The 26,095-nt window shown below is 65.8% G+C and carries 28 protein-coding genes; 20 read left to right on the top strand and 8 right to left on the bottom strand.

Annotated features, from left to right (window positions below):
• Positions 1 to 243 precede the first annotated feature (243 nt).
• The 3 genes from AC4D6D_RS00240 to AC4D6D_RS00250 all read right to left on the bottom strand — a co-directional run bounded on the left by AC4D6D_RS00240 (position 244) and on the right by AC4D6D_RS00250 (position 2,019).
• The gene (locus tag AC4D6D_RS00240; protein WP_491326025.1) at positions 244 to 573 is read right to left on the bottom strand and encodes a DMT family transporter; all 330 of its coding nucleotides are present in this window, start codon (positions 571 to 573) and stop codon (positions 244 to 246) included.
• Entirely contained in the window at positions 570 to 1,517 is a 948-nt protein-coding gene (locus AC4D6D_RS00245; protein ID WP_491326026.1) for an ABC transporter ATP-binding protein, read from the bottom strand. The genes AC4D6D_RS00240 and AC4D6D_RS00245 overlap by 4 nt, the downstream gene beginning before the upstream one ends.
• An 82-nt stretch (positions 1,518 to 1,599) precedes the next feature.
• Positions 1,600 to 2,019, bottom strand: a complete 420-nt coding sequence (locus AC4D6D_RS00250) for a winged helix-turn-helix transcriptional regulator (protein ID WP_491326027.1) — start codon at positions 2,017 to 2,019, stop codon at positions 1,600 to 1,602.
• A gap of 116 nt (positions 2,020 to 2,135) precedes the next feature.
• On the opposite strand from AC4D6D_RS00250, the gene AC4D6D_RS00255 reads away from it, so the two are divergent.
• The 5 genes from AC4D6D_RS00255 (at position 2,136) to AC4D6D_RS00275 (ending at position 4,488) form a co-directional block, all read left to right on the top strand.
• Positions 2,136 to 2,705, top strand: coding sequence for an FMN-dependent NADH-azoreductase (locus AC4D6D_RS00255; protein WP_491326028.1), 570 nt, complete (start codon positions 2,136 to 2,138; stop codon positions 2,703 to 2,705).
• 95 nt (positions 2,706 to 2,800) lie between these two features.
• The gene (locus AC4D6D_RS00260) at positions 2,801 to 3,013 is read left to right on the top strand and encodes a zinc-finger domain-containing protein (protein WP_147221702.1); all 213 of its coding nucleotides are present in this window, start codon (positions 2,801 to 2,803) and stop codon (positions 3,011 to 3,013) included.
• Between the two features lie 163 nt (positions 3,014 to 3,176).
• Positions 3,177 to 3,551: a DUF4870 family protein gene (locus AC4D6D_RS00265; protein ID WP_491326029.1), complete on the top strand. Its 375-nt coding sequence runs from the start codon at positions 3,177 to 3,179 to the stop codon at positions 3,549 to 3,551.
• 72 nt (positions 3,552 to 3,623) lie between these two features.
• Positions 3,624 to 3,977, top strand: a complete 354-nt coding sequence (locus AC4D6D_RS00270) for a hypothetical protein (protein ID WP_491326030.1) — start codon at positions 3,624 to 3,626, stop codon at positions 3,975 to 3,977.
• 16 nt (positions 3,978 to 3,993) lie between these two features.
• A complete protein-coding gene (locus AC4D6D_RS00275) occupies positions 3,994 to 4,488 on the top strand; it encodes a thermonuclease family protein (RefSeq protein WP_491326031.1) in 495 nt (164 codons plus the stop codon).
• Positions 4,489 to 4,547: 59 nt separating this feature from the next.
• On the opposite strand, the gene AC4D6D_RS00280 is transcribed toward AC4D6D_RS00275, so the two are convergent.
• Positions 4,548 to 5,600 (bottom strand): ribonucleotide-diphosphate reductase subunit beta, encoded by a 1,053-nt coding sequence (locus AC4D6D_RS00280; RefSeq protein ID WP_147221709.1) that lies wholly within the window; start codon positions 5,598 to 5,600, stop codon positions 4,548 to 4,550.
• A 346-nt stretch (positions 5,601 to 5,946) separates the two neighbouring features.
• On the opposite strand from AC4D6D_RS00280, the gene AC4D6D_RS00285 reads away from it, so the two are divergent.
• Both AC4D6D_RS00285 and AC4D6D_RS00290 read left to right on the top strand, forming a co-directional pair.
• Positions 5,947 to 6,207, top strand: a complete 261-nt coding sequence (locus AC4D6D_RS00285; RefSeq protein WP_147221711.1) for a DUF2171 domain-containing protein — start codon at positions 5,947 to 5,949, stop codon at positions 6,205 to 6,207.
• 119 nt (positions 6,208 to 6,326) lie between these two features.
• Positions 6,327 to 6,554 (top strand): DUF2171 domain-containing protein, encoded by a 228-nt coding sequence (locus AC4D6D_RS00290; RefSeq protein WP_147221714.1) that lies wholly within the window; start codon positions 6,327 to 6,329, stop codon positions 6,552 to 6,554.
• Between the two features lie 102 nt (positions 6,555 to 6,656).
• On the opposite strand, the gene AC4D6D_RS00295 is transcribed toward AC4D6D_RS00290, so the two are convergent.
• Positions 6,657 to 8,003, bottom strand: a complete 1,347-nt coding sequence (locus AC4D6D_RS00295) for a TldD/PmbA family protein (RefSeq protein WP_491326032.1) — start codon at positions 8,001 to 8,003, stop codon at positions 6,657 to 6,659.
• An 89-nt stretch (positions 8,004 to 8,092) separates the two neighbouring features.
• Entirely contained in the window at positions 8,093 to 8,557 is a 465-nt protein-coding gene (locus tag AC4D6D_RS00300; protein WP_491326033.1) for a hypothetical protein, read from the bottom strand.
• Between the two features lie 308 nt (positions 8,558 to 8,865).
• Here AC4D6D_RS00300 and lptB point away from each other — a divergent pair, with 308 nt between their 5' ends.
• The 4 genes from lptB (at position 8,866) to AC4D6D_RS00320 (ending at position 13,627) form a co-directional block, all read left to right on the top strand.
• Positions 8,866 to 9,663: an LPS export ABC transporter ATP-binding protein gene (gene lptB / locus AC4D6D_RS00305; protein WP_491326034.1), complete on the top strand. Its 798-nt coding sequence runs from the start codon at positions 8,866 to 8,868 to the stop codon at positions 9,661 to 9,663.
• A 56-nt stretch (positions 9,664 to 9,719) separates the two neighbouring features.
• On the top strand, positions 9,720 to 11,201 hold the full coding sequence (gene rpoN / locus AC4D6D_RS00310) for an RNA polymerase factor sigma-54 (protein ID WP_491326035.1): 1,482 nt from the start codon (positions 9,720 to 9,722) through the stop codon (positions 11,199 to 11,201).
• 180 nt (positions 11,202 to 11,381) lie between these two features.
• Entirely contained in the window at positions 11,382 to 12,080 is a 699-nt protein-coding gene (locus AC4D6D_RS00315) for an energy transducer TonB (RefSeq protein WP_491326036.1), read from the top strand.
• Positions 12,081 to 12,301: 221 nt separating this feature from the next.
• A complete protein-coding gene (locus AC4D6D_RS00320; protein WP_491326037.1) occupies positions 12,302 to 13,627 on the top strand; it encodes a glycosyltransferase in 1,326 nt (441 codons plus the stop codon).
• 241 nt (positions 13,628 to 13,868) lie between these two features.
• Here AC4D6D_RS00320 and map read toward each other — a convergent pair whose 3' ends face one another.
• Both map and AC4D6D_RS00330 read right to left on the bottom strand, forming a co-directional pair.
• Positions 13,869 to 14,699 (bottom strand): type I methionyl aminopeptidase, encoded by an 831-nt coding sequence (gene map / locus AC4D6D_RS00325; RefSeq protein ID WP_086492333.1) that lies wholly within the window; start codon positions 14,697 to 14,699, stop codon positions 13,869 to 13,871.
• A gap of 175 nt (positions 14,700 to 14,874) precedes the next feature.
• Positions 14,875 to 15,720, bottom strand: coding sequence for a DUF4163 domain-containing protein (locus AC4D6D_RS00330; protein WP_491326038.1), 846 nt, complete (start codon positions 15,718 to 15,720; stop codon positions 14,875 to 14,877).
• Between the two features lie 45 nt (positions 15,721 to 15,765).
• On the opposite strand from AC4D6D_RS00330, the gene AC4D6D_RS00335 reads away from it, so the two are divergent.
• The 9 genes from AC4D6D_RS00335 to AC4D6D_RS00375 all read left to right on the top strand — a co-directional run bounded on the left by AC4D6D_RS00335 (position 15,766) and on the right by AC4D6D_RS00375 (position 26,090).
• Complete coding sequence (locus AC4D6D_RS00335) at positions 15,766 to 17,160, top strand: leucyl aminopeptidase family protein (protein ID WP_491326039.1); 1,395 nt, start codon at positions 15,766 to 15,768, stop codon at positions 17,158 to 17,160.
• 117 nt (positions 17,161 to 17,277) lie between these two features.
• Entirely contained in the window at positions 17,278 to 17,577 is a 300-nt protein-coding gene (locus tag AC4D6D_RS00340) for an SH3 domain-containing protein (protein WP_491326040.1), read from the top strand.
• Positions 17,577 to 18,500, top strand: a complete 924-nt coding sequence (gene argC / locus AC4D6D_RS00345) for an N-acetyl-gamma-glutamyl-phosphate reductase (protein ID WP_491326041.1) — start codon at positions 17,577 to 17,579, stop codon at positions 18,498 to 18,500. The genes AC4D6D_RS00340 and argC overlap by 1 nt, the downstream gene beginning before the upstream one ends.
• 472 nt (positions 18,501 to 18,972) lie before the next feature.
• Positions 18,973 to 19,311, top strand: a complete 339-nt coding sequence (locus AC4D6D_RS00350) for a P-II family nitrogen regulator (RefSeq protein WP_021233466.1) — start codon at positions 18,973 to 18,975, stop codon at positions 19,309 to 19,311.
• Positions 19,312 to 19,472: 161 nt separating this feature from the next.
• Positions 19,473 to 20,882, top strand: coding sequence for a type I glutamate--ammonia ligase (gene glnA / locus AC4D6D_RS00355; protein WP_147220732.1), 1,410 nt, complete (start codon positions 19,473 to 19,475; stop codon positions 20,880 to 20,882).
• Positions 20,883 to 21,068: 186 nt separating this feature from the next.
• Positions 21,069 to 21,965, top strand: coding sequence for a hypothetical protein (locus AC4D6D_RS00360; RefSeq protein WP_491326042.1), 897 nt, complete (start codon positions 21,069 to 21,071; stop codon positions 21,963 to 21,965).
• Positions 21,966 to 21,983: 18 nt separating this feature from the next.
• Complete coding sequence (locus tag AC4D6D_RS00365) at positions 21,984 to 22,544, top strand: fasciclin domain-containing protein (protein WP_491326043.1); 561 nt, start codon at positions 21,984 to 21,986, stop codon at positions 22,542 to 22,544.
• A gap of 104 nt (positions 22,545 to 22,648) precedes the next feature.
• On the top strand, positions 22,649 to 24,160 hold the full coding sequence (locus AC4D6D_RS00370; RefSeq protein ID WP_491326044.1) for a hypothetical protein: 1,512 nt from the start codon (positions 22,649 to 22,651) through the stop codon (positions 24,158 to 24,160).
• Positions 24,161 to 24,203: 43 nt separating this feature from the next.
• Positions 24,204 to 26,090 (top strand): M1 family metallopeptidase, encoded by a 1,887-nt coding sequence (locus AC4D6D_RS00375; RefSeq protein ID WP_491326045.1) that lies wholly within the window; start codon positions 24,204 to 24,206, stop codon positions 26,088 to 26,090.
• The last annotated feature ends 5 nt before the right edge of the window (positions 26,091 to 26,095 follow it).

A 26,095-nucleotide genomic window follows, 5' to 3' on the forward strand; every position in this document is an offset into this window, starting at 1 on the left:
GCATGCAGGAAAACAGGCGAAACTGTTTTCCAACTGAACCCATCAGGGAGCCTGCCGTGCTGTCCGCTTTGTCCAGACGCCCATTTCAGGCCGTGTTCTGCCGTTTCGACCGGCATGACCCCGACCGCGACAGTGTGCACTGGGAGGGCGCTCACTATGCCGGCATTTGCCGTGCTTGCCAGGCGCCGATCCGCCGTCATGCCCATCGTATCTGGAAAAGGATTCCCGGCGAACAATAAGCCGTCAGTGTCCCGCCACCTTGGAGAACAGGTTCATCACCAGCACCCCGGCCATGATGAGCGCGATGCCGATCATGGCGGGCAGGTCCAGCTTCTGCCCCTGGAACAGCCAGGCGATTCCCGCAATCAGGACGATCCCCACCCCCGACCAGATCGCATAGGCGACCCCCGTGGGAATTCCGCGCAATGCCAGCGAAAGGCAGTAGAAGGCGACGATATAGCCCGCCGCCATGATCGCTGTCGGCACCGGCCGCGCGAAACCTTCCGATTGCTTGAGGAAGGACGTGGCAATCACCTCGGCCACGATGGCAATCGCGAGGTAGAGGTAATTCACGCCGCGACGGAACTCGTCAGGCTGACGAAGACGTCCTCCAGGTCCGCCTCGCGCGTCGTCACATCGACCACTGCAAAGCCCTGGGCCTGCACCGCCGAGAGAATCTCGCCCGCATTGCTGCGGTCCTTGTCGTAAGTGATCTGGAGCACGCGCTCGCCGGTCTTCTCGCACTTCACGAAGCCGGGATGGCTGGGCAGTGCGGTCACGTCGCGGTCGAGCGTGAGGACGAGGATCTTTTCGCGCGCCATGCCGACCAGTTCGCGGGTCGGCTTGTTGGCGATCAGTTCGCCGTGGTTGATGATGGCGATGCGGTCGCAGAGTTCCTCGGCTTCTTCGAGGTAGTGCGTGGTCAGCACGATCGTCGCGCCTTCGCGGTTCAGTTCGCTGACGAGTTCCCAGAGCTGGCGGCGCAGTTCCACGTCGACACCTGCGGTGGGTTCGTCGAGCACCAGCACCGGCGGCTGGTGGACCAGCGCCTTGGCGATCAGCAGGCGGCGCTTCATCCCGCCCGAGAGCGTGCGCGCATAAGCGTCGCGCTTGTCGGAAAGGTGGACGGCGCGCAGCAGGTCTTCCGAGCGGCGCAGCGCCTTGGTGATGCCGTAGAGACCGGCCTGGTTCTCCAGCACTTCGAAAGGCGTGAAGAACGGGTCGAACACGATCTCCTGCGGGACGATGCCGATCGAGCGCTTGGCGTTGCGCTGGTCGCGGTCGATGTCGAAGCCCCAGATATCGATCGAACCCGAAGTCTTGCGGACAAGCCCCGCCATGATGTTGATGAGCGTGGACTTGCCCGCGCCGTTCGGGCCGAGCAGGCCGAAGATGCCGCCTTCCGGCACGTCGAAGGATACGCCCTTGAGTGCAAGCTTGCCTTCACCGCTTCCGGCGGGGGCATAGCGCTTCTTGAGGTCGCGGATCGAGATGGCGGCAGAAGTCGAGCTGGTCATGGCCCGCATGTGGGGCAGGACGGCGCGCCAGTAAAGGGCGTCTATCCGTCCGTCATCGAAAGCGCCGTCCGGTCAGCCGGTCCTACAGCCCCTCGCGGCTGTCGAACACAGAGCGGCTCGCCTCGATCGCGGGGCGGTTGGCAAAGGCCCAGGCGCCGAGTTCCTTCACCGGCAACGACAGCGAATGGCCGAGATCACTGAGCGCATATTCGACACGCACCGGCACGCTGGCATGGACGGTGCGCACCACCAGCCCGTCGCGCTCCAGCGCGCGCAGGGTGCGCGAGAGCATCTGCTGCGAAATCCCGTCGATCGCGCGCTTCAGCTCGTTGAAGTGGAGGTCGCCCTCCAACAGGGTCATGACCACCAGCATCGACCACTTGTCGCCAACCCGGCTGAGAATATCGCCGATCACGCGGCATGCGCCCGCCGAATGCACAACTTGCGGTGCGGTCGGAACCGCTGCTTCCCGCTCCTTCGCGACTAGGGCGGTCACGTTCATGTTACCTGGTCCTGAAAAAATGCGCTCTTGGCGTCCGTCGCAGTGCAACATAGCTATGGCCGGTCACATTTTCAAACCAAGACCCTTTTCCAGACCAGCATAGAGGTTCTCTCCCCATGAAGCTTCTCCATCTCGATTCCAGCATCCTCGGCGAAAACTCGGTCAGCCGTGCCGTTTCGGCCGCGATCGTCGAAAGCCTGACCAAGGCCGATCCCTCGCTCGAAGTCAGCTATCACGACCTCGCCGCCGAAGCCCTCCCGCACCTGACGCTCGAGGTCCTCGGCAACCCGGACGGCACCCCCGAACTCGCCGAATTCCTCGCCTCCGACGTGATCGTGATCGGCGCGGGCATGTACAACTTCACCATCCCCAGCCAGCTCAAGGCCTGGTTCGACCGCGTTCTCGTGGCCGGCAAGACCTTCCAGTATACCGCCGAAGGCCCGCAGGGTCTGGCCGGCGGCAAGAAGGTCTACATCGCCCTGTCGCGCGGCGGCTACTACGGTGAAGGCCAGCCCGGCGCCGCCATCGAGCACGCCGAAACCTACCTGCGCGCCGTGCTCGGCTTCGTGGGCATCACCGATCCCATCTTCGTGCTGGCCGAAGGCATCGCCATCGGTCCGGAAGTCCGCGAAAAGGCCGTTGCCGACGCTCTGGCCGAAGCTGGCGCCCTCGCCGTCCCGGCCTGATAGAAGCATAGCGAATGGCCCCGGCGCGCCTCGATACGCGCCGGGGCCATTTGCATGCTGGAAATTCCCGTGAAGGCTTGGTAATCGGCCGATCCATGAGCACGCAGCCCGAAACCGTCTTCACCGATTCCCACCGCGTTTCCTGCGACGGGGCCACCGAAATCCGCTCGAACGGCACCTACAAGGCTGCCGCACTCGGCCACCCGCGCGTGTGGCTGGAGATCGACGAGAAGGGCTATGTCGATTGCGGTTACTGCGACCGCCACTTCGTCCTCAAGGGCGGCCCGGCCGACCAGCAGGCGGCCTGATTTCCTTCCCTCTGCGCGCCGGGCTTTAGCGGCCCGGCTCCCATAACCGCATTTCCTCCGACGGCCTTATCAAAGGCCCTGAAATCCATGCCCCGCGCCCAATGCTTGCACATTTGTCATAAATTGGGCAGCATCCCCGTCCGGGAACAGCATGGAGAAAGCCATGGACGACCTGAATCGCCCGAATACGGGTTCCGGCACCACTTCCGGCTTCGAATTCAATCACCCGACGATCATCAGCCTGCTCTATCTCGCGTCCTATTTCACCGGGATCACGGCGATCGTGGGCATCGTTCTGGCTTTCGTCTGGCGCGGTGAGCCCAAGGAAGCCTGGGAAGAATCCCACTACCAGTACCTGATCAACACGTTCTGGATCGGACTTGCCGGAGCCGTGGTCGGCTTCCTGCTGCTGATCGTCGCGATCGGCCTGCTCGTGCTTGCCGCCGTCTCCATTCTGGTGATCGTGCGCAGCGTGATGAGCCTGCTCAACGCGCAGAAGCATGCGCCGATGCCGAATCCGGGCAGCTGGCTGGTCTGAACCGCGGTAACCGGATGCTAAGGCCGGTGCCGTAAAGTCGATTTCAGGGAAGGATGCCGGGGGCCGCTGCCTGTGAACACGCTGAGAATACGCGCGCACCAGCGCTACGCCGTCCGCCGCGAGACGCACATCCTGCGCGGCTCGCGCTACGTCGGCACCGGCCTGCTGGTGGAAGTGTCGCAGGAAGGCTGCCGGATCGGCTGCGTCGTGCCCGCCGACCTCCTCTCCGATCCCATCGCCAACGGTGACGTGCTCGTCATCGCTCCCGAAGGCGCCGAGCCGTTCGAGGCCCTCGTGCGCTGGAGCGGCAACGGTACCCTGGGTTTCCGTCTCGCCCAACCCTTCCACCATCACGAACTGGACCGGCTGATTCGCACTTGCCGGGGAGAATTCGACGCGCCAGAGGCACGCGACTACGGAACCTGAGGACTTTTCTCCCCCCATGCCAAATCGTACCCGTCGGCGCTCGATTTTCGCGCCGATCTGGATCCTGCTCCCCCTCGTGCTCGTCGCGGCCCTCTATTACTGGCATGGCGCGAAGACCGGCGCTCCCGGCAGCGGCCTGTTCACGGCACCAGACAGCGAAAGCGCCCGCTTCGCTCGCTGCTCCGGCCCGGTGCGCAAGACCTGCGTCGTCGACGGCGACACCTTCTGGTATCACGGCACCAAGATCCGCATCGCCGACATCAACACGCCGGAAACCAGCAAGCCGGAATGCAGCTATGAAGCACGGCTCGGCGCCCAGGCGACCGAGCGGCTTATCGCCCTCCTGAACGAGGGGCCATTCTCGCTCCAGCCGGGCGGCGACGGCCGTGACCAAGACCGCTACGGCCGTGCCCTGCGCATCGTCACCCGCGACGGCCGCAGCCTCGGCACGACCCTGGTAGACGAGGGCCTTGCCGAACGATGGAAAGGCCGCCGCGGCACCTGGTGCTGATACGAGAAAGGCCCGGAAGCGATGCTTCCGGGCCTTTCTCGTTTAAACCAAGCTTCCGCTTACTCGGCCGCTTCCGTCGCGCCGAACATGTCCGGCTCGGTGCCTTCCACGACCAGCACGTCGTCGTTGGTCTTCACCTTGCGGCGCGAATCGAAGTTCGACCAGACGTCGTTCCAGTTGCCGCGCGTCGCGCCCTTCGAATATTCGGTGGCGCGGGTCTCGAAGAAGTTGGCATGCTCGACACCGTTGAGCAGCGGCTGGAGCCACGGCAGCGGGTGGTCCTCGATCAGGTAGATCGGGTTGAGGCCGAGCTGGCCCATGCGCCAGTCGGCGATGTAGCGGATGTACTTCTTGATGTCCTTGGCGGTCATGCCGGGGACCGGGCCCATCTCGAAGGCGAGATCGATGAAGGCGTCTTCCAGGCGAACCGTGGTCTGGCACTGGTCGGCGATGTCGTCCTTCACGGCCTTGGTAAGGCAGCCACGCTCCTGCACGAAGGCGTGGAACAGGCGGGTGATGCCCTCGCAGTGCAGCGATTCGTCGCGCACCGACCACGAGACGATCTGGCCCATGCCCTTCATCTTGTTGAAGCGCGGGAAGTTCATCAGCATCGCGAAGCTGGCGAAGAGCTGCACGCCCTCGGTAAAGCCGCCGAACATGGCGAGAGTGCGCGCGATGTCCTCGTCGTTGTCGACGCCGAACTTCTGGAGGTAGTCGTGCTTGGCCTTCAGTTCCTCATATTCGAGGAACATGCCGTATTCGCTCTCGGGCATGCCGATGGTGTCGAGCAGGTGCGAATAGGCGGCGATATGCACCGTCTCCATGTTGGAGAAGGCGGTGAGCATCATCTTGATCTCGGTCGGCTTGAAGACGCGCGCGTACTTCTCGTGGTAGCAGTCCTGCACTTCCACGTCGGCCTGGGTGAAGAAGCGGAAGATCTGGGTGAGCAGGTTGCGCTCATGCTCCGAGATGTTCTGCGCCCAGTCGCGGCAATCCTCGCCCAGCGGCACTTCCTCGGGCAGCCAGTGGATCTGCTGCTGCGTCTTCCAGAAGTCGTAGGCCCAGGGGTATTCGAAGGGCTTGTAGGTCTTGCGGGCTTCGAGAAGGGACATGGGCGGACAACTCCGGGGGTTCGATTCGTAGGGGGCGCCGGGCGATTCGAAAGGCCATAAAGCGGCCTTTCGCGCCATTCCCGGCACATGATTTCAGGGGCGCGGGGCAAGCCCCGGTGCCGATGCGCTGCACGATACCCAAATTCGATCGCTTTTGGAGCGGGTTGGGCAAAACTTCCCACAGCTTAGAAAAGCACATCTAGCGCCTTCCCCGGTATAGGGACGCTAGGGGTTGTAGGCCAGTCCCTGGGCGGGCGATTTCGCGCAAATCGTGGAACCACGTCGGTTCGCAGGCTATTCCTGTCATGACCGGGCCGCACCTCGGCCCCCAACAGGAGGACCTGCCATGTCGTCTTCACCATCCCCCTTCGATCCCGTCCAGACCTCCTGGCCCACCGAATCGGGTGTGATCCGCAAGGGCATGACGGTCATCGACGCGGACGGCTTCGCGATCGGCACGGTCGACCACCTCGACGGCCAGGAAGTCGTGCTGGAAGGCGAAGGCTCGTCGTTCATCGCGGTCTCGGAAATCGATGGGGTGGACGGTGATAGAGTCCTGCTCTCGCCGCGCGGAGACGCCACTTTCGGACTCGGCGCGCAGCCCTGATCCGCATGAGCCGCGCCGTTGCCACGGTGGGACCAATGCAGGAACGAAGCATCGAGGCGGGCCGTTACAGAAGCATTCGAACCCTCTGAACGCCAACCCACCTTAACCGGAGAAATCGCATGTTCGAGAAGCTTCGCATCCGTGAGCACATGGAAGTCACCGACCATACCGGCCAGCACGTCGGCACCATCGACGAAGTGAAGGACGACCAGATCAAGCTGACCCGCTCCGACAGTTCCGACGGCGCCCACCACTTCATCGCCTTCGACAACGTGGACCGCATCGAGGACAACCGGGTCTACCTGAAGCAGGGCAGCCCTATCCCGTCGGGTGCCGGCGCGAACTGACGCCGCAACCGTTACCGGCCGGGCGCCAATCGCCGCCCGCGCTGCAGGAACCCCGGTCTCCTGCCCCTTGGAGGCCGGGGTTCTTGCGTCCGGTGCAGCGGATCAATCCCCCGCGACCGTCATCCCGTCGATCCGCAGGGTCGGCACGTTGATCGCGCGGTGCCATTCGAGGTCGCTCGCCGCCGTCAGCCCGGCGAACATCGCCAGCAGGTTGCCTGCGACGGTGAACTCGGCGACCGGCCCGGCGATCTCGCCATTGACGATGCGGAAGCCGGAGGCACCCCGGCTGTAATCACCGGTCACACCGTTGACGCCGTGGCCGATCAGTTCGGTGATGTAGACGCCGTCGGCGATGTCGGCGATCAGTTCGGCCGGGCTTGCCGTGCCGGGCTCAAGATGCAGGTTGCCCACCGAGACGCCCGGCGCGCCGCCGCCGCCGCGCGCGGCATGGCCGGTCGGCTCCAGGGCGAGCTGCCGCGCCGAGGCGCTGTCGAGCAGCCAGGTGGTCGGGCGACCGTCCTCGATCAGGTTGCGCGCGCGGGTCGGCAGGCCCTCGCCGTCGAAGGGGCGCGAGCGCAGGCCGCGCGGCGTATGCGGTTCCTCCACCAGCACGATTCCCGGCGCGAAGATCTGCTCGCCCAGCTTGTCCAGCAGGAAGCTGGAGCGGCGGGCGATGGCGCTGCCGGAAATGGCCCCGGTGAAGTGCCCGATCAGCGAACCGCCGACGCGCGGATCGAAGACCACCGGCATCGCCCCGCTCGCCATGCGGCCCGGTTCGAGCCGGGCCACCGCGCGCTCGGCCGCCAGCACGCCGATCTCGGCAGGCGGCGGCAGGTCGGCACGGTGATGGGTAGAACGCCAGGCATAGTCGCGCTGCTTGGCCGCACCCTCGCCCGCAACGATCGAAACGCTGAGCGAATGGCTGGTCGAGCCGTAGGCCCCGGCGAAACCGTGGCTGGTGGCGAGCGCGAAGACCCCGGTTCCGGCACTGGCGGTGGCGCCGTCGGAATTGCTGACGCGGGCCACCGCGCGCGCGGCATCCTCGGCCTCCAGCGCGGCGGCGCGCAGATCGTGCGGGCTGGGTTCGGCGGGATCAAGCTGGTCGAGTTCGGGCCAGGGTCCCCGGCTCAGCAATTCCTCGGGCGCGAGACCGGCATAGGCGTCGTCCGGCGCGGCCCCGGCCATGGCGATGGCGCGGGCGGCAAGTTCGTCCAGTGCCTGCGGAGAAAGGTCGGAGGAACCGATGCTGGCCGAACGCCGGCCGAGGAACACCCGCAGCGAGATATGCTCGCTTTCGGAGCGTTCGACATCTTCAAGTTTGCCCAGACGGACCTGGATGCCCTCCGACGAACTGGCGCCGAACACGGCATCGGCGGCATCGGCGCCGGCCTTGCGCGCGCGGTCGACGAGGTCCTGTGCGCGGCCGAGCGCTTCCTGTGGGCTGAGCATCTTCTTGCGGTCTCCAGATCCCCGAAAGGGCGGGGGAGCGCAGCCCTAACCGCCGCGGGGGCGGAGCGCAAATCCCGCGTGGAATCCGCTCATGCCATGAGCAGGGAAAGCCCCTTGAACAGGCCGGCAATGGCGAAGGGCAGACCGATCGCCAGCAGCCACAGCATCAGGCGATCGCGGCGGTAGTAAGGGGCCATCGCGGGATCGTGGGCCTGCCGGTCGTCGAGCCGGTTCCAGCGCGCCTCGAACCGGCGGCAGGCCGGAATGATCGCGACCACCAGGATCACCAGCGCCAGATAGGGCAGCAGCGACTCGCCGTGCGTCTTGAGCGCTCCGACGGTGACGAAGATCTGCAAGGCGGTGTAGACCAACAGGGCATAGGCGATGTTGTCGCTCATCTTGCGGCGCCAGTCGGCCTTGGCCCAGTCCTTCGCGGACCCGCCCTCGGGCGCCACCGGTTTGTCCGACAGGCCGCCGGGCGCGCCCCAACCGGGTCCCAGATTGGTGGGTCCCCGATCATTTGGCATCACGTCATGCTTGCCGGTCCTGTCCATCGCTGTTTCCCGTCCGTTTGCGACTCTGATTCTTTCGGGCCGTTTTCCGCTACCCGAACTTGGGCGACCGCCCCGGTCGCCGTCCCCGAAATCCAATAGATCACTTGATGCAGAGGATTTCAAGTTCACCCCTTCAACCCGCAAGATTGTTACCCGGTTCCAGAGCCGTCCGGTTCCGGGCACGGTCGATCCCGGTTCGATGCCTACGCCACCGGGCGCCGGACCATGCAGGAAACCTGCCAATCGGCTCGATATCCGTCGAATGCCGACTTGCCGAGGCACCGGCGGATGCTTAAACCGCTCTGAAGATGACCGGAACCACCGAACTTCCCGCACAGGCTGACCCTTCCCAGGCAGGCCATCACGTGCCCACCGTCGCCGAAGCGGGTGGGCTCGAAGTGATCTCGATCGCCAAGAGCTACGACAAGCGCGCCGTCCTCACCGACATCTCGCTTTCCGTCGCCAAGGGCGAGGTTCTCGGCCTGCTCGGCCCGAACGGCGCGGGCAAGACCACCTGCTTCTATTCGATCATGGGTCTGGTACGTCCCGACTCCGGCCGCATCCTGATGGACGGCGTCGACGTGACGCGCCTGCCGATGTACCGCCGCGCGATCCTCGGCCTCGGCTACCTGCCGCAGGAAACCTCGATCTTCCGCGGCCTCACGGTGGAACAGAACATCGGCGCCGTGCTCGAACTCAACGAACCGGACAAGGACGTGCGCGCCAGCGAACTGGAGCGCCTGCTTGACGAATTCGGCCTCACCCGCCTGCGCTCCAGCCCGGCCATGGCCTTGTCCGGCGGTGAGCGTCGCCGCTGCGAGATCGCCCGCGCGCTGGCCGCCAAGCCCTCGATCATGCTGCTGGACGAACCCTTCGCCGGTATCGACCCGCTCTCGATCTCCGATATTCGCGACCTCGTGAAGGACCTCAAGACACGCGGCATCGGCGTGCTCATCACCGACCATAACGTGCGCGAGACGCTCGACATCGTCGACCGCGCCTGCATCATCTACGGCGGCCAGGTGCTCTTCGCGGGCAGTCCGGAAGCCCTCGTCGCCGACGAGAACGTGCGCCGCCTCTACCTCGGCGAAGGCTTCACGCTGTGATGCTCGCGGCAGGCTTACGCCTGTCGAAAGGCTCCTGTTCGCAGGTCCGCTAGACCATGGCGCTGGGGCCTCGCCTGGATCTCAGGCAAAATCAGTCGCTGGTCATGACGCCGCAGCTCCAGCAGGCGATCAAGCTGCTGGCGCTGTCCAACCTCGAAATCGAGGCTTTCATCGGCGAGTCGCTGGAAGCCAACCCGCTGCTCGACCTGGGCGGCGAACCGGCGTCCCCGGCACCCGAAGCGGGCGAAGTACCAGAAGAAGCCCGCCGCACCACGCTTGAAGATTCGCCGGTGGACCGGCTGATCGGCGAAGGGCGCGGCGAGGACGACCGGCCGCTCGATATCGACGCCACCACGCTCGATCGCGACCGCGACACCGGCGAATGGTCCGCCGACCTGCGATCCGGTTCCGGCGAGGACCTGCCCGGCATCGACGAACGCGGCAGCGGCGAAAGCTCGCTCACCGCCCATCTGGAAGCCCAGGTCGGCACCGCCACCGCCGACCCGCTGATCGCCGCCATCGCCCGTTACATCATCGGCCAGCTCGACGACGCGGGCTACCTGCCGATCACCCTCCTCGAAGTAGCGCAGGACCTCGGCGTCGAGCGCGAAAAGGCCGAAGCCGCGCTCGCCGTCGTGCAGATGCTCGATCCCACCGGCGTCGGCGCCCGCACTCTGTCCGAATGCATCGCCCTCCAGGCCCGCGAGGCCGACCGCCACGACCCCTGCATGGCCCGCCTGATCGAGAACCTCGACCTCCTGGCCCGCGGCGATCTTGCCCGGCTCAAGCGGATGTGCGGCGTGGACGACGAGGACTTCGCCGACATGCTGGCCGAACTGCGCGGCTACGATCCCAAGCCCGGACTTCGTTTCGGCGGCGAGACGAGCGCGGCGGTGACGCCCGACATCCTCGTCACCGCCCGCAGTGACGGCGGCTGGAACGTGGCAGTCAACCAGGCCAGCCTGCCGCGCCTGATCGTCAACCGCAGCTATTACGTCGAACTCAAGGGCAATTGCCCCGACAAGACCTCGCGCGCCTGGCTTTCCGACAAGCTGGCCGACGCCAACTGGCTGATCAAGGCGCTGGACCAGCGGCAGAAGACCATCCTCAAGGTCGCCAGCGAACTGGTGAAGCAGCAGGAAGCCTTCTTCCGCCAGGGCGTGTCGCAGCTTCGCCCGCTCACCCTGCGCACCGTGGCCGAGGCCATCGGCATGCACGAATCGACCGTCAGCCGGGTGACCTCCAACAAGTACCTCAACTGCCCGCGCGGCACGTACGAGCTGAAGTTCTTCTTCACCTCCGGCGTGGCGGCGGCGAGCGGCGAAGGTGCGTCGGCAGAGGCGGTGAAGGCGGCGATACGCCAGCTGATCGATGCCGAAGACCCCAAGGCGATCCTCTCCGACGATACGCTGGTGGACTTGCTCAAGGGCAAGGGCTTCGAACTCGCCCGCCGCACGGTGGCGAAATACCGCGAAGCCATTGGCCTCGGCAGTTCGGTGCAGCGCCGCCGGCAGAAGGCCATCGCCGCGGTTCGTTGAGCGAGACACTAACCAGGACGATGATCACCTAGCTTGGTTAAATAGATGTCCCGCTTAATATAAATTCGTTTGAATCGGACCGGTTCGTGATAATCTTCTATCCATGAAGTGCACCGGACTTGCGATGAACCGCAAGCAGGCGTCGCAAGAACGCGGTGTACCCATGGGAAAGGATTGCCGATGTCCTACGCCGATCGACATTCCACAGAAAGCTACGGGGCCAACGCCAATCAAAAGGCCCTGACCGGCGGCATAGTGGCCTTGATTCAGGGCGGGCTTGTGCTTGCTCTCGTCAACGGTTTTGCCGTCACCATGTTCAAGAGCGATCCGCCCAAGCATACCGAAGCCACGCAGATCAAGCTCGAACCCATTCCCATGCCGCCGCCGCCCGAACCCAAAGTTCAGCCCGATCAGCCGGTGGACCAGCCGCTGCTGACCGCGCCCGCACCGCGCATTCCGATCCCGGTGAACGATCCGGTCCAGGTCGCGACGACCGTGCCCACCGCCACGCCGACCGCGTTCGAGACCGAAAGGGTGGCGCTCGCCCTCCCAACGCCAACCGAGACTCCGACCCGGTTCCAGCCCAAGGGCGCCCTGCCGCGCAACGCGGCCTCCGGCTGGGTGACGACGCAGGACTATCCCACCGCCGACTTGCGCGCCGAACACCAGGGCAGCGTCCGTTTCCGGCTCGACATCGATGCGAACGGCCGCGTCGGCCAGTGCAGCATCGTCGCGTCGAGCGGCTTTACCGGCCTCGACGAGGCCACCTGCAAATATGTCAGCAGGCGTGCCCGGTTCGAACCGGCCACCAATGCCGACGGCCAGCCGGTCGCCGGCAATTACCTGGGGACGATCCGTTGGATCATCCCGCGGGACTGACCTCGAAACCCCCGGAGGTCGCCCGCCCGGAGCGGCACACTTCCGCACTTGCGTGCCGCTCCGGCTGATCGCTTCTCCCTCTCCCAGAGGGGGATGGGCCTGCTCCGTTCCCCCGTGAGCAGGCCCATTTACGCGCGAATGCCTAGCCCGCTTTCGGACTTGCTTCACTCTGTCGCCTTAGCCCCGGAAAGGACGATCCTCGTCCACCGGGAACCACCGCGATGATTCCGAAATGCTTCCATTTCATCTGGGTCGGCGACGAAACCCGCCGCCCCGACAATTGCATCCGGACCTGGCAGGATGCCCATCCCGACTGGGAGTTCCGCCTTTGGGGCAATGCCGAACTGGAAGGGCGCGACTGGATCAACGGCCCCCACATGGCCGCGATGGCGCCGCGCGAACTCAACGGCGTGGCCGACATGATGCGCTGGGAAATCCTGCTCGAACACGGCGGGCTGGTCTTCGATGCCGATTCCATCTGCCTGCGCCCGCTGGACGATGACCTGCTGGACTGCGAGGCCTTCGCCTGCTGGGAAAGCGAGATCGCCCGGCCGGGCCTGATCGCCGCGGGTTATTTCGGCTGCGAGGCAGGCAATGCTTTCGTGAAGCGGATCGTCGAGGACATCGCCGCCAGCCCTTCGGTGATCGAGGGCATGGCGTGGAAAACCGTGGGACCGCAGCGCCTGACCGACTGCTACCGCAAGTTCGCCTATACCCCGCTGCGGATCTACCCCAGCCACACGTTCATCCCGCGCCACTTCACCGGTGTCACCTACGAAGGCCGCGATCCGGTCTATGCACACCAGCTCTGGGGCTCGACGCTGCGGACTTACGACGACATGCACAAGGCCGATGTGCGCGAGATCGCCCCCTCGACACCATCGCCCCCGCCCGCCCCGCCGCCCGCGCCCGAACCGCCTGCAAGCTCGCCCCTCGAACGCATCCACGCGCCCTATTTCCTCCAGCGCGTGCCGGTGGGATCGGAACTGGCCTCGCTGGACCGGATGGATGTCTTCGCCAGCTTGCTATCCGACCAGCGCGTGCTCCACGTCGGCTGCGCGGACTGGCCGATCACCGATCCGCGCACCTCCCTCCACGTTCGCCTCGAAGCGCACTGCGCCCGGCTCGACGGACTCGATCCCCACGGCGAGGCGCTCGAACAGCTGCGACCCTTCGTGAAAGGGCAGCTCTTCACCGATTTCGCGCAAGTAACCGATCGCTACGACGTGGTGCTCGTCCCCGAAGTCATGGAGCACGTCCCCGACGTTTCCGACTTCCTCGGCCGGATCGAGGCGGTGGACGCGGGCCTCTTCCTCATTTCCGTGCCCGACGCCTTCCAGTGCCGCGCCCGGCATTTCGACTACGTGCCGGAAACCGAAACCTTCCTCGAAGGCGTCCACCCCGACCACAACGTCTGGTACACGCCCTATACTTTCGCCAATACCCTGAGAAAATACAGCGGCCTCGAACTGCAACGCATGTGGTTCTTCAACCGTATCTCGCTGCTGGCTCTGCTGAGCAAGCCTTCGGCGGCTCTAGCGGCTTGAAGGGGTGGAAAGAGAAAAGCAGGGGAGCTTAGCCCCCCTGCACCCCAAGACTGTCAGCCTTGCGCGCGCAGCAACGGCAGTGCGCTCCTTGCGGAAAATAGCTGCATGGCCTGCGGCGCTGCACGCTCCGCTCCGACGCGACCATCCCGACCAGCCACCCCGTCATGCTGAACTTGGTTCAGCATCCATTCCACCGGTTAGACCGGGGCTGGAGCGGCAAGAAACGCCCTCCCCGCGAAAATCAGGCGTAAGGCGGCTTGTGCAGGCCCTTGAGGCTGGTCGTGAAAATCTCGCAGCCGGTCTCGGTAATGCCGATCGAGTGCTCGAACTGCGCAGAAAGCGACTTGTCGCGCGTCACCGCCGTCCAGCCGTCAGCCAGCAGCTTCACCGGCGGCTTTCCGAGGTTGATCATCGGCTCGATCGTCATGAACATGCCGGGCTTCAGCAGCGGCCCGGTGCCGGGGCGACCGGCATGGACCACTTCGGGCGCATCATGGAACAGGCGGCCGAGACCATGACCGCAGAACTCGCGCACGACGCCGTAGCGGAACGATTCGGCATAGGCCTGAATCGCCGCGCCGATGTCGCCCACGCGGTTGCCGGGCTTGGCCTGCTCGATGCCGATCATCAGGCATTCATAGGTCACATCGACCAGACGGCGCGCCTTCAGCGAGACGTCGCCTGCCAGATACATGCGGCTGGTGTCGCCGTGCCAGCCGTCGAGCAGCGGGGTCACGTCGATATTGACGATATCGCCGTCCTTGATCGTCTTTTCCGACGGGATGCCGTGGCAGACGACATGGTTGATCGAGATGCAGCACGAATGCGCATAGCCCCGGTAGCCGAGCGTGGCAGGCACCGCGCCGCCGTCGAGCGTCAGTTCGCGAACCTTGTCGTCGATGGCGGCGGTGGTGACACCGGGCTGCACCATCGGTGCGATCTCGTCGAGGATCATCGCGGCAAGGCGGCCTGCCTTGCGCATGCCCTCGAAGCCTTCGGGGCCGTGCAGCTTGATGGTGCCGTCACGCAGGACGGTTTCGCTTCCGGGTTCGACGATCTGGTATTCGGTCATGGAGCCTACATAACGATTGTGTGCGCAAATTGCGAGATCAGGAGTAGCCGGATTTTGGCGGCACCGGCCCACGCCCCAACCCTACCACCTAACGGTAGTATCCTGCGGGTGGTAGGGTTGGGGCGTGGGCCGGTGCCGCGCAAAAATGCCCCTCGGGCATTTTTCAAACGACCTCTTACTTACCCACCGAGAAACTCGACCGATACTGCGGCTTCAAGGCAGCCATGACCGCGGCGGTCACCGGCACCGTCACTTCGTAGCTGCCCTCGGCATAAGGCCCGGCATTGTACGGCGACACCAGCAGGCCGATACGGTCGAACGTCTGCTTGTTGGTCGACCCCAGGATCACCACCTGCTCGACCGGATCGATGCATTCGGAGAACATCTCGTCGCTCTTGTCGATGGGGCCGCCGCGCTTCTTGACCCGCTCCCTGTCTAGCGCCGCGCAGAACGAGGTCCGGATCGCCTTCGACAGCGCTTCCTTGCTGGTGAAGAGGTCGATGGGCCGGCGCGCCGTCTCGGCATGGCGGTCCCACAGCAGGGCATCGAACGTGGTCATGCCATGCGCACCGCCCGAATAGGTATAGGTCTCCGAGGAAAGCGAGAGCCAGCCGGGCAGGTTGGTAACGACCTTCCATTCCTCGCCGTAGCTGTAGGCGTGATAGGGATAGTCGTTCTCCTTCGCGTCGGCCTGCCCCTTCTTCGCGTCGCTGACCAGACCCGCACGCGATGCCTCAAGCTGCTTGTCGAGGTTTGCTTTCAGCCCCGGAATCGCGCCTGCGGCATCGGGATAAGCGTAGCTGAACTCGTAAGTGTCGTTCTCTACCTTTTCCACGCGTCCACCGCCTACGGGGACTTCGCTGGCTTCCGGAGCAGGCTCCGTAGCGGCCTCGCTCGCGGTCTCCACCCTGCTCGCGGCGGTTTCCGACGCCGCAGAAGCGGGCTTCTCACCCTTGCAGCCGCTCACCAGCAAGGCCGCGCTTGCAATGGAGACAAGATACCAGGCACCAGATCGCATCATTTTCCCTCTCGGCTCATGCTTGCGGCAAGGCTAGAGAATGGAACCATGACCGACAAGAACGCATTGATTCAGCCCGATCGCGGCCAGAAGGCCGTCGCCATCCACCTCGTCGCGAAAGACGGACTGGATCAATTCATCAAGGGCCTGTCGGTTCCCCAGCGCGCCGCGCTCGAAGCGCATAAATTCACCGGCAGCGCGGGCACTCACGCGATCCTGCCCGAGGGCGACGGCTGGTTCGTCGTTGCGGGCGTGGCGGATCCCGCCGCGCTTTCCACCTGGTGCCTGGCGAAGCTGGCCGATGTCCTGCCCGCCGGAACCTACCGCCGTGCTTCCGGAGAACCCGGAAGGGCCGCCCTCGGCTGGATCGCCGGTCAGTACAGTTTCGACCGCTACCTTTCCGACCCCCCCGAGGAAGGCCCGCGCATTCTCCTCACCACCGAGGTCAAGGCGATCGACGCGGTGATCGCCGAGGCCGAGGCGATCGAGCTCGTCCGCGATCTGGTCAACACGCCCGCCGAGGACATGGGTCCGGGCCAGCTCGAATCCGAAGCGGAATCGCTGGCCAAGGCCTTCCGCGCGGAAGTGAAGATCACCCGCGGCGAAATGCTCGAACGCGAATATCCGATGGTCCACGCGGTCGGCCGCGCGGCGGGCCGCGCCCATGCGCCGCGCCTGATCGAACTGGAATGGGGCGATCCGGGGCATCCAAGGATCGCCGTCGTCGGCAAGGGCGTCTGCTTCGATTCGGGCGGGCTGGACATCAAGCCCGGCGCGGGCATGCTGCTGATGAAGAAGGACATGGGCGGCGCCGCTCATGCCCTCGCTCTCGCCCGCCTCATCATGGGCGCGAAGCTGCCGGTGCGCCTCCACCTCGTGATCCCGGCAGTGGAGAATGCGATCTCGGGCAATTCCTTCCGCCCCGGCGACGTCCTGCGCAGCCGCGCGGGCATCACCGTCGAGATCGGCAACACCGATGCCGAAGGCCGCCTGATCCTGGGCGATGCACTGACCCGCGCGGGCGAGAAGGAACCGGAACTGCTGATCGACTTCGCCACCCTGACCGGCGCCGCCCGCGTCGCCGTCGGCCCGGACCTGCCCGCGCTGTTCACCCGCGAGGACAGGACCGCGCAGGACATCCTCGATGCCGGTCTCGCGGTGGACGACCCCTGCTGGCGCCTGCCGCTCTATGACGGCTACCGCGAATACCTGAAGTCGGACGTGGCCGACATCAACAATGCCGGGTCCAGCGGCTTCGCCGGGGCGAGCACGGCAGCGCTGTTCATGGACCGCTTCGTGCCCAAGGGCCTCGACTGGGCGCACTTCGATACCTTCGCCTGGCGCCCCGCCGCCAAGCCCGGTCGGCCCAAGGGCGGCGACGCGCTCGGCCTGCGCGCGGCATGGCGGATGTTGCAGCGGCGCTACACCGGCGAACATGGCTGAACTTGCGTCTTGGCCATGCCCCCGCTAAGCGCGCGCATCTTTGCATTTGGAGAAGCACCCGCGTTGGCCACTGAGGATTCCTATACCCGCCCTCCCCGGATCGATGGACTCCTGGCCATGACCGGACCGAGCGTGACCGCGGATCCCGGATGCCTTCCCGTGCGCGGCGATCTGGCGCATATCAAGCTGGCCGGTCTCTACTTCGTGCCGCACTATGCGGTGCCGATGCCGCACAAGGTCATGCCCGGCGCCGTGCTGCGCGCGATGAGCCGCGCCGACGCCGAGGCGATTCGCGAGCTTCCGGCAGGCGAGACGTTCAACGTGCTCGACATCGCGGGCAACTGGGCCTGGGGCCAGCTCGGCGAAGACGGCCAGGTCGGCTATGCCCTGCTCGACACTCTGGAGGCTGAGGCCTGATGACGAAGACGGTCTTCATCGACGGCGCCGCCGGGACCACCGGCCTGGAAATCGCCGAACGGCTCGCGGGCCGCGCCGAGTTCGAGCTGATCGTCCTCGACGATGCCCGCCGCAAGGACGACGCCGCCCGCGCCGAAGCCCTGAACGCGGCGGACTTCGTGATCCTCTGCCTGCCCGACGATGCCGCCAAGGCCGCCGTCGGCATGATCCGCAACCAGACCACCCGCGTGATCGACGCCTCCTCGGCACACCGCGTTGCGCCGGACTGGACTTACGGCTTCCCCGAAGTCGTGGGCCGTGAAAAGGTCGCCGCTGCGCGCTTCGTCAGCAATCCCGGCTGCTACCCGACCGGCTTCATCGCCCTCGTCGCGCCGCTGGTGAAGGCTGGCCTGCTGCCCGCCGACTGGCCTTACGTCTGCCACGCCGTCTCGGGCTATTCGGGCGGCGGCAAGGCCTTGATCGCGCACTTCGAGGAAGACCGCGACATCGCCTTCCGCGCCTATGGCCTGGCCCTCGGCCACAAGCATGTGCCGGAAATGACCGCCCATGTCGGCCTGACCCATGCCCCGATCTTCGCCCCCGCCGTGGTCCCCGCGCATCGCGGCATGCTGGTGGAAGTGCCGCTGCACCTCTCGATGATGCCGCAGGCGGGTGATCCGGCCGCGCTGCGCGCCGCGCTCGCCGCATTCTATGCGGGCAGCGAGATCGTCACCGTGGTCGACGACCAGCCCGACGAACTGCTGCTGCGCGCTTCGATGGCGCCGGTCGATACGCTGACCCTGCGGGTGCTCGGCGCGAAGGACGGTTCGCAGGCGCGCATGGTCGCCATGCTCGACAACCTCGGCAAGGGCGCCAGCGGCGCGGCGGTGCAGAATCTCAACCTCATGGCCGGTCTCCCCGAGACCGCCGGCCTGCGGCTGTAACAGCAGCGACATTTCGTCAGCGCAAAGAAGGCGCCGGAGACCAGGCGGTTTCCGGCGCCTTCTTGCGTTAGCTTACGGCGACCCGATTCTGCCGCCTCTTCGTCATTGCAAGCGAAGCGAAGCAATCCAGAGTTTCGCAGAGCCGCCGTGGATTGCTTCGCTTCGCTCGCAATGATGAGGTTAGGGAGTTAGGTTCCAAGAGTCCCTCCGCATCCACCTGCACAATTTTAAGGCAGGGCGTGCCCGAATCTTGAACACATAATGTCGCCAATTGGGGTGTCGCCCGCATGACTCAGTGCGTTCACCCTGTCGAAAGCGACGATTACCGTCTTTTCGCGGCTGCACACTTGGCCTACGAGGGGGCCATCCGCACTGGCACGATTCTTGATAGGAATCGCGCGCGAGGCATCTGGTTCCCGGACCGGAATTGTCTTCGGAAAAAATCCGGGACCATGCAGGGGTCAACACTGGCGTGAAAAAGATCGAAGCTATCATCAAGCCGTTCAAGCTGGACGAAGTGAAGGAAGCACTGCACGAAGTTGGCGTCTCCGGCATCACCGTCACCGAAGCCAAGGGCTTCGGCCGCCAGAAGGGCCATACCGAGCTCTATCGCGGCGCCGAATACGTCGTCGACTTCCTGCCCAAGGTGAAACTCGAAGTGGTCGTTCCCGACGCTCTGGCCGAACGCGTGGTCGAAGCCATTGCCGACGCCGCGCAGACCGGCCGCATCGGTGACGGCAAGATCTTCGTCGTTCCCATCGAGACCGCCGTGCGCATCCGCACCGGCGAGCGCGACGACGACGCTCTGTAATATCCATCCGGCCTGCGCCGGAAATCGGCCCACGTCGGAAATAGATTGCCCGGCTGCGGCCGGATCGGGAAGAAACGGCGAGAAAGCCCGAAACGTCCCGTGGTCAATGCAACATCAAAGTCTCTTTCGGGATCGGAAGAGCATCACTGGAGACTACTCTAATGGCGAGTGCAAAGGACGTCCTCAAGCGCATCAAGGACGAAGAGATCGAGTGGGTTGACCTGCGTTTCACCGACCCCAAGGGCAAGTGGCAGCACCTCACCATGGTCGCTTCGATCCTCGGCGAGGACGAGCTGGAAGACGGCCTGATGTTCGACGGTTCGTCGATCGAGGGCTGGAAGGCCATCAACGAGTCGGACATGATCCTCAAGCCCGACCTTGACGCCGTCTACGTCGATCCGTTCTCGGCCACCCCGATGCTCATCCTGTTCTGCGACATCGTGGAACCCTCGACCGGCGACCTCTACGCCCGCGACCCGCGCTCGACCGCGAAGCGCGCCGAGTCCTTCGTCAAGTCGGCCGGTTTCGGCGACACCGTCTACGTCGGCCCCGAAGCCGAATTCTTCATGTTCGACGACGTGAAGTTCTACGACGGCTACGAAGGCAACGGCTTCAAGATCGACGACATCGAGCTGCCCGGCAACTCGAACCGCGACTACGACACCGGCAACCTCGCCCACCGTCCGCGCGCCAAGGGCGGCTACTTCCCGGTCGCGCCGGTCGACTCGGCCGTCGACATCCGCGGCGAGATGGTCACCACCATGCTCGAAATGGGCCTGCCCTGCGACAAGCACCACCACGAAGTGGCCGCTGCCCAGCACGAACTCGGCCTGACCTTCGGCACGCTGGTCCAGACCGCCGACCGCATGCAGATCTACAAGTACGTCGTGCACATGGTCGCGCAGGCCTATGGCAAGACCGCCACGTTCATGCCGAAGCCGATCATGAAGGACAACGGCTCGGGCATGCACACCCACATCTCGATCTGGGACAAGGGCAATCCGCTGTTCGCCGGTAACGGCTATGCCGGTCTTTCCGACATGTGCCTGTACTTCATCGGCGGCGTCATCAAGCACGCCAAGGCCCTGAACGCCTTCACCAACCCGACCACCAACAGCTACAAGCGCCTGGTGCCGGGCTACGAAGCCCCGGTTCTGCTGGCCTACTCGGCCCGCAACCGCTCGGCCTCGTGCCGCATCCCCTACGGTGCGGGCGACAAGGCGAAGCGCGTGGAATTCCGCTTCCCCGACGCGATGGCCAATCCCTACCTCTGCTACGCCGCGCTGCTCATGGCCGGTCTCGACGGGATCAAGAACAAGATCCACCCGGGCGAAGCCATGGACAAGAACCTCTACGATCTGCCGCCGGCCGAACTCGCCGAAGTGCCGACCGTCTGTGGTTCGCTGCGTGAAGCGCTCGATTCGCTCCAGGCCGACCATGCCTTCCTTCTCGAAGGCGGCGTGTTCACCGTGGACCAGATCGAATCCTACCTCGAACTGAAGTGGCCGGAAGTGCTGCGTTGGGAAACCACGCCGTCGGCCGTCGAGTTCGACATGTACTACAGCGCCTGATCGCGCTTCCTTCCTTTCGGGGAAGGAGCATCAGTTCGCCGAGTGGGGCGCCCGGAGCAATCCGGGCGCCCTTTTCGTTGGCTAACATGCTCTTAACGCGCGACGGCCCGCTGCGACGCCTGGCGACAAATTGCGCGGGAACGGCTATCGTCCCGCCGCGTTGCGCCCCTCGAAGGAGAAGCAGCGATGCCGAGAACGTGGACATTTCTCGCCGGGATGACCGGCCTGACCCTGATCGCCCCGCTGGCGATCGGCATCGCGGCGGCCGAGCAATCCGGCGCGCAACAATCCGAGCAGGCCAAAGCGCAAAACCGCGTCACTGCCGCGCGCGAGCAGCGCCAGCAGGAAAAGGCCCGCGAAGACGCAGCCGTAACCACATTCAAGGATTCGGGCGGTCGCGAGTTCCGCGTGCCCACCAGCGACCGCGTGCATGTGCTCACCCGCGAGCAGGACATCGCCTGGAACCCGCCCGCTGCTGCTCCGACCTTCACCGGCTGCCCCGCCGCGATCGCGGGGAAATATCCCGGCTGCGCCCTGCCGCCGCGCACCCATCCGCCGGAAAAGGCCTGGCACGATCCCGGCTGGTTCTCCCCCGCCTGGGCCGACGACACCCAGGCTCGCTTCGAGGGCGGCTACCTGCTGCGCCTCGGTGCAGCGCCCCCCCCTGCCGGAAGCGGGACGGAAAGCGGCAACGGCGTGGTCGGCTACCTGCCGCTGCTCGGCGGCGGGCTGGCGGTGGGGCAGGCCTGGCCCGGCGCCTACAAGCCGGTCGCCCTGCCCGGCTACTACACCCGCTACTACGGTCTCGGCGGCGAGGGCGCCTGGCGCTATTACGACAGGACAATCTACCGGATGAAGCCCGATGGCAGCGCGATCTCCGGGGTGGCTGCAATCCTGCTCGGCGCCCCGATCCGGATCGGCCAGACCATGCCGCCAGGCCATGACGTCTACAACCTCCCCGCCGCCTGGCGCGACCAGTACCGCGACGGGCCGGACGCGCTCTACCGCTACAGCGACGGCTACATCTATCAGCTCGACCCCGCTTCCCGCCGCGTGCGGGCGGCCATCGAACTGCTCTCCTGAAAGGGCCAGTGAGGACACATGCGCAAGGACCATCTCGCTCTCACGCTTCTGGCGACCCTCGGCCTCTCGCTCGGCGCCTGTTCGGACAAGGACAGTTCGGGAGGGCAAACCGAAACCGCCACCCCGGCCGCGTCCGAGACCCTGCCGCAGGCGCTCGACAATGCCTCCGGCCTCCAGACCGTGGCCGAGGCGCTCAAGGAAACCGGCATCGAGGGCGTGTTCCGCGACAATGCCAGCTACACCCTGATCGCGCCGGAGGACGCCGCTTTCGCGCAGCTCGGCGATCCGGCGAAGCAGCTGACCGAGGCGGACGACCACGCCGCGCTGGCCGCGCTCATCAAGGACCACATGCTGACCGGCTACATGACCCCGCAGGACATCCTGGCTGCGATCAAGGCCAACAGGGACGGCAAAGTGGCCATCCCGACGCTCGGCGGCGGCACGCTTACTTTCACCCAATCCGGCGGCACCGTGAACGTCGCAGCGGAAGACGGCACCCAGGCCAGCTTCGACGGCGAGGCGGTCACCGGCGGTGCCAGCATCGCCATTCCCGTGACCGGCGTGCTCAAAAAGCTGTGAAATTCACACGGTCGTCCCCAGCATGACGGCGTTTTTCACGCCCAGCACCGCTGACAAGCCCGACCCGCTGCCTTAGCGTCTCCCCCAAGGCAACGGGGAATATCATGACGAACTTCGCACGCGCGGCCCGGCTCCGCGCGACTCTTCTCGCCGCACTGGCCCTGGCCGCCGTGCCGCAGGCCGCACTGGCGCGCAAGGATATCGGCGAGACGGCCGCCGCCGCGCTGCCGCAGGCGCAGACCTACATGGCCACCGACAATTGCGAAGGCGCGCTCAGGCAGGTCTCTCCGGTCGTTGCCGACAAGGCCTTCGCGACGCTGGAAGACCGCGTACGCGTGCCCTTCCTGATGATCGCCACTTTGTGCGAGGCGCGCGGTGACCGGATCGAACCGGCCCTGCTCCATGCCCGCGAGATGACCGCGATCACCGGCGCACCGGGCGTCGCCTGGAGCCTGCGCTTCGGCCTGGAACTCGACGGCGGCAGGCCCGCCGATGCGGTCGCCACGCTCGAAACCATGCAGAAGGACCTGCCGGACGGGATCGACCCGATCCAGACCGACTGGCTGATGGCGCTGGGCCGCAAGTTCGCGGGCGATCAGGCCAACCCGGCCTATCGCCGCTATCTGGCGCTGCTCTCCGCCTCGCCCCGCGCGCAGGACGATCCCCGCTTCGAAGGCATTCGCCGCGCCTATGCCCGCGTGCTCAAGGACTCGGGCGACGATGCCGGGGCTTCCGCCCAGATCGCCGCGATCGGCAACGCGCGCCTGCTGCGCGATATCAGCCTGGACCCGGCCTTGCGCAGCCTGCTGCCCGAGACTTTCGACCTGCGTGCCGCTTACCAGCGAGAGATCGCCGACCTCGAACGCCGCAGCATTCTCCGCCCCGGCCTGCTTACCCTTCCGATCCAGCTCGCCACCGCCCAGCGCGCGATCGGCGAGGCGGACAAGGCGCGCGTCACGCTCGAAGCCGCCCGCCCCTACGGCGTGCTCGAAAAGCAGTTCTCCGACCGCGACAGCCAGCTCAACTGGTGGTGGGACGGCCTCGCCCGCACCTACGAACAGCTCGGCCGCTACGAGGACGGGGTCGCCGCCTACCGGCAGGCCATCGCCTCTGGCGAGAGCGGCAGGGTCAATGTCAGCCAGACCATCAACCTCGCCTATCTGCAAAGCCGCTTCGGCCACCACGATGCGGCGCTGGAAACCCTCGCCCCGCTCGGCGCGACCATCGACACGAGTGCCAGCCCCTACGGCACCATGGAGTACCGCCTCGCCCACGGCTGCGCGGCGCAAGGCGCCGGCCAGACCGACCTCGCCGAGGCCGACCTCGCCTATGCGGAGGCCCATGCCGAGGATCACGCCGAGGCCGTCACCGACCTGCAGATCTGCCTGAACCGGGTGGACGCCGCCGCCGCCTCGATGATCGCGCGCCTGGGCGATCCCGATCGCCGGGTCGATGCCCTCGCGCAGCTCAGCGACTATGCACCGCCGCCCGCGAACCTGCCGCCCATGCCCTTCGCCGCAGGCCTCGCCGCCCTGAAGCAGCGCGCCGACGTGCAGGCCGCCGTGGCCCGCGCGGGCGGGACGCGAAAGTTCGACGTCCAGGTCTCGGGCCTTTAGGCACTCTTGCACCCGGCCATGGCCGCGACCATAAGTCGCGGCCATGCGTATACTTCTTGCCGCCGCGCTGCTCGCCGGAACCACCGCCCCCGCTTTCGCCCAGACGGCACCAGCCCCGATCCTGACCACGCCCGATGCGAAGGACGTCTGGACCCACGCCCAGCCGCAAGTCGCCCGCGTGACCCATGTGTCGCTCGACCTCGATGTCGATTTCACCGGCAAGACCCTGTCCGGCAGCGCCCTGCTCGACATCCTCGCCGCGCCGGGGGCCACGCAAGTCGTGCTCGACGTCAACGACATGGACATCTCGGCCGTCACCGACGCCGCGGGCAAGCCGCTCCAGTGGACGCTCGGCCCCAAGGACACCGCGAACGCCGATATCGGCTCGGCCCTCACCGTCGACCTCGCAGGCGCGACCAAGATCAGGATCGCCTACCGTTCAAAGCCCGGCGCCACCGCGCTGCAATGGCTGCCGCCGGAAATGACGTTCGGCAAGAAGAAGCCCTTCCTGTTCAGCCAGGGCCAGGCGATCCTCAACCGTTCGTGGGTGCCGACGCAGGACAGCCCGGGCATCCGCCAGACCTGGGAAGCCACCCTGCGCGTACCGGGCGACATGGTCGCGGTGATGAGCGCCGAAAAGCTCTCCGGCGACAAGGGCGAGGCCCTGCCCGACGGCCGCCGCCAATTCCGTTTCCGCATGGACAAGCCGGTGCCGCCCTATCTGATCGCCTTCGCGGTGGGAGACCTGAAGTTCAAGTCGCTCGGCCCCCGCTCCGGCGTCTGGACCGAGGCGCCGATGCTGGACAAGGCGGCGAAGGAATTCGTCGATGTCGAAAAGATGATCGACGCCGCCAGCAAGCTCTACGGCCCCTATCGCTGGGGCCGCTACGACATGCTCGTGCTGCCGCCCGCCTTCCCTTACGGCGGCATGGAAAATCCCATGCTGACCTTCCTGACGCCGACCATCGTCACCGGCGACCGCTCGAACACCGATGTCGTCGCGCATGAACTGGCGCATTCGTGGTCGGGCAACCTCGTCACCAATGCCACCTGGTCGGATTCGTGGCTGAACGAGGGCTTCACCACCTATTTCGAAAACCGCATCATGGAATCGCTCTACGGCAAGGAGCAGGCCGCGACATATGCCGATCTCGACTGGGACGTGCTCCAGCGCGAGATCGCCGCAGGCGGCGGCCAGACCGGCGCCGCCACCCGCCTCAACGGCGAACCGGGCGCGGGCGAGGTGGACTATACCAAGGGCTCCAACTTCCTGCGCATGATCGAATATACCGTGGGCCGCGACAAGTGGGACGCCTACCTCACCTCCTACTTCGACCGCCACGCCTTCCAGCCCCAGACCACCGCCGGATTCCTTAGCGACCTGCGCGAGCGCCTGCTCAAGGGCCAGCCCGATCTCGAACTGAAACTCCAGTTGGACCGCTGGTCCTACGGCGCGGGGCTGCCCGACAATGCCGTTCGCGTCCACAGTGCAACGCTGGCGAAAGTCGATACCAAACTGGCGGCCTTCAATGCGGGCGGCCCGGCCAGCGCGGTGCAGCCGCAGGGCTGGACCACGCAGGAATGGCTGCGCTTCCTCAACGGCATCGATCGGCAGCAGACGCCCGCGCGCCTCAAGGAACTGGACACGGCGCTGGGGCTCTCGGCCTCGAGCAATGCCTATATCCAGTCGGCCTGGTTCGAACTCGCCATCGCCAACCGCTACGATCCGGCGGTGCCCTACTTGCGCACCTATCTCTCGCGGATCGGGCGCGGACTGCTGGTCTATCCGCTCTACAAGGGGCTGATGAAGCAGGGCGACTGGGGCACCGGCAAGGCGCGGGACTTCTTCGCCGAGGCCAAGCCCACCTACCACCCCTCCACCGCCGCCGGGATCGCGCGCATCGTCGCCCCGGAAGCACCGCAGGAGTAACCGCG

The organism is Novosphingobium sp. BF6 (assembly GCF_058273105.1).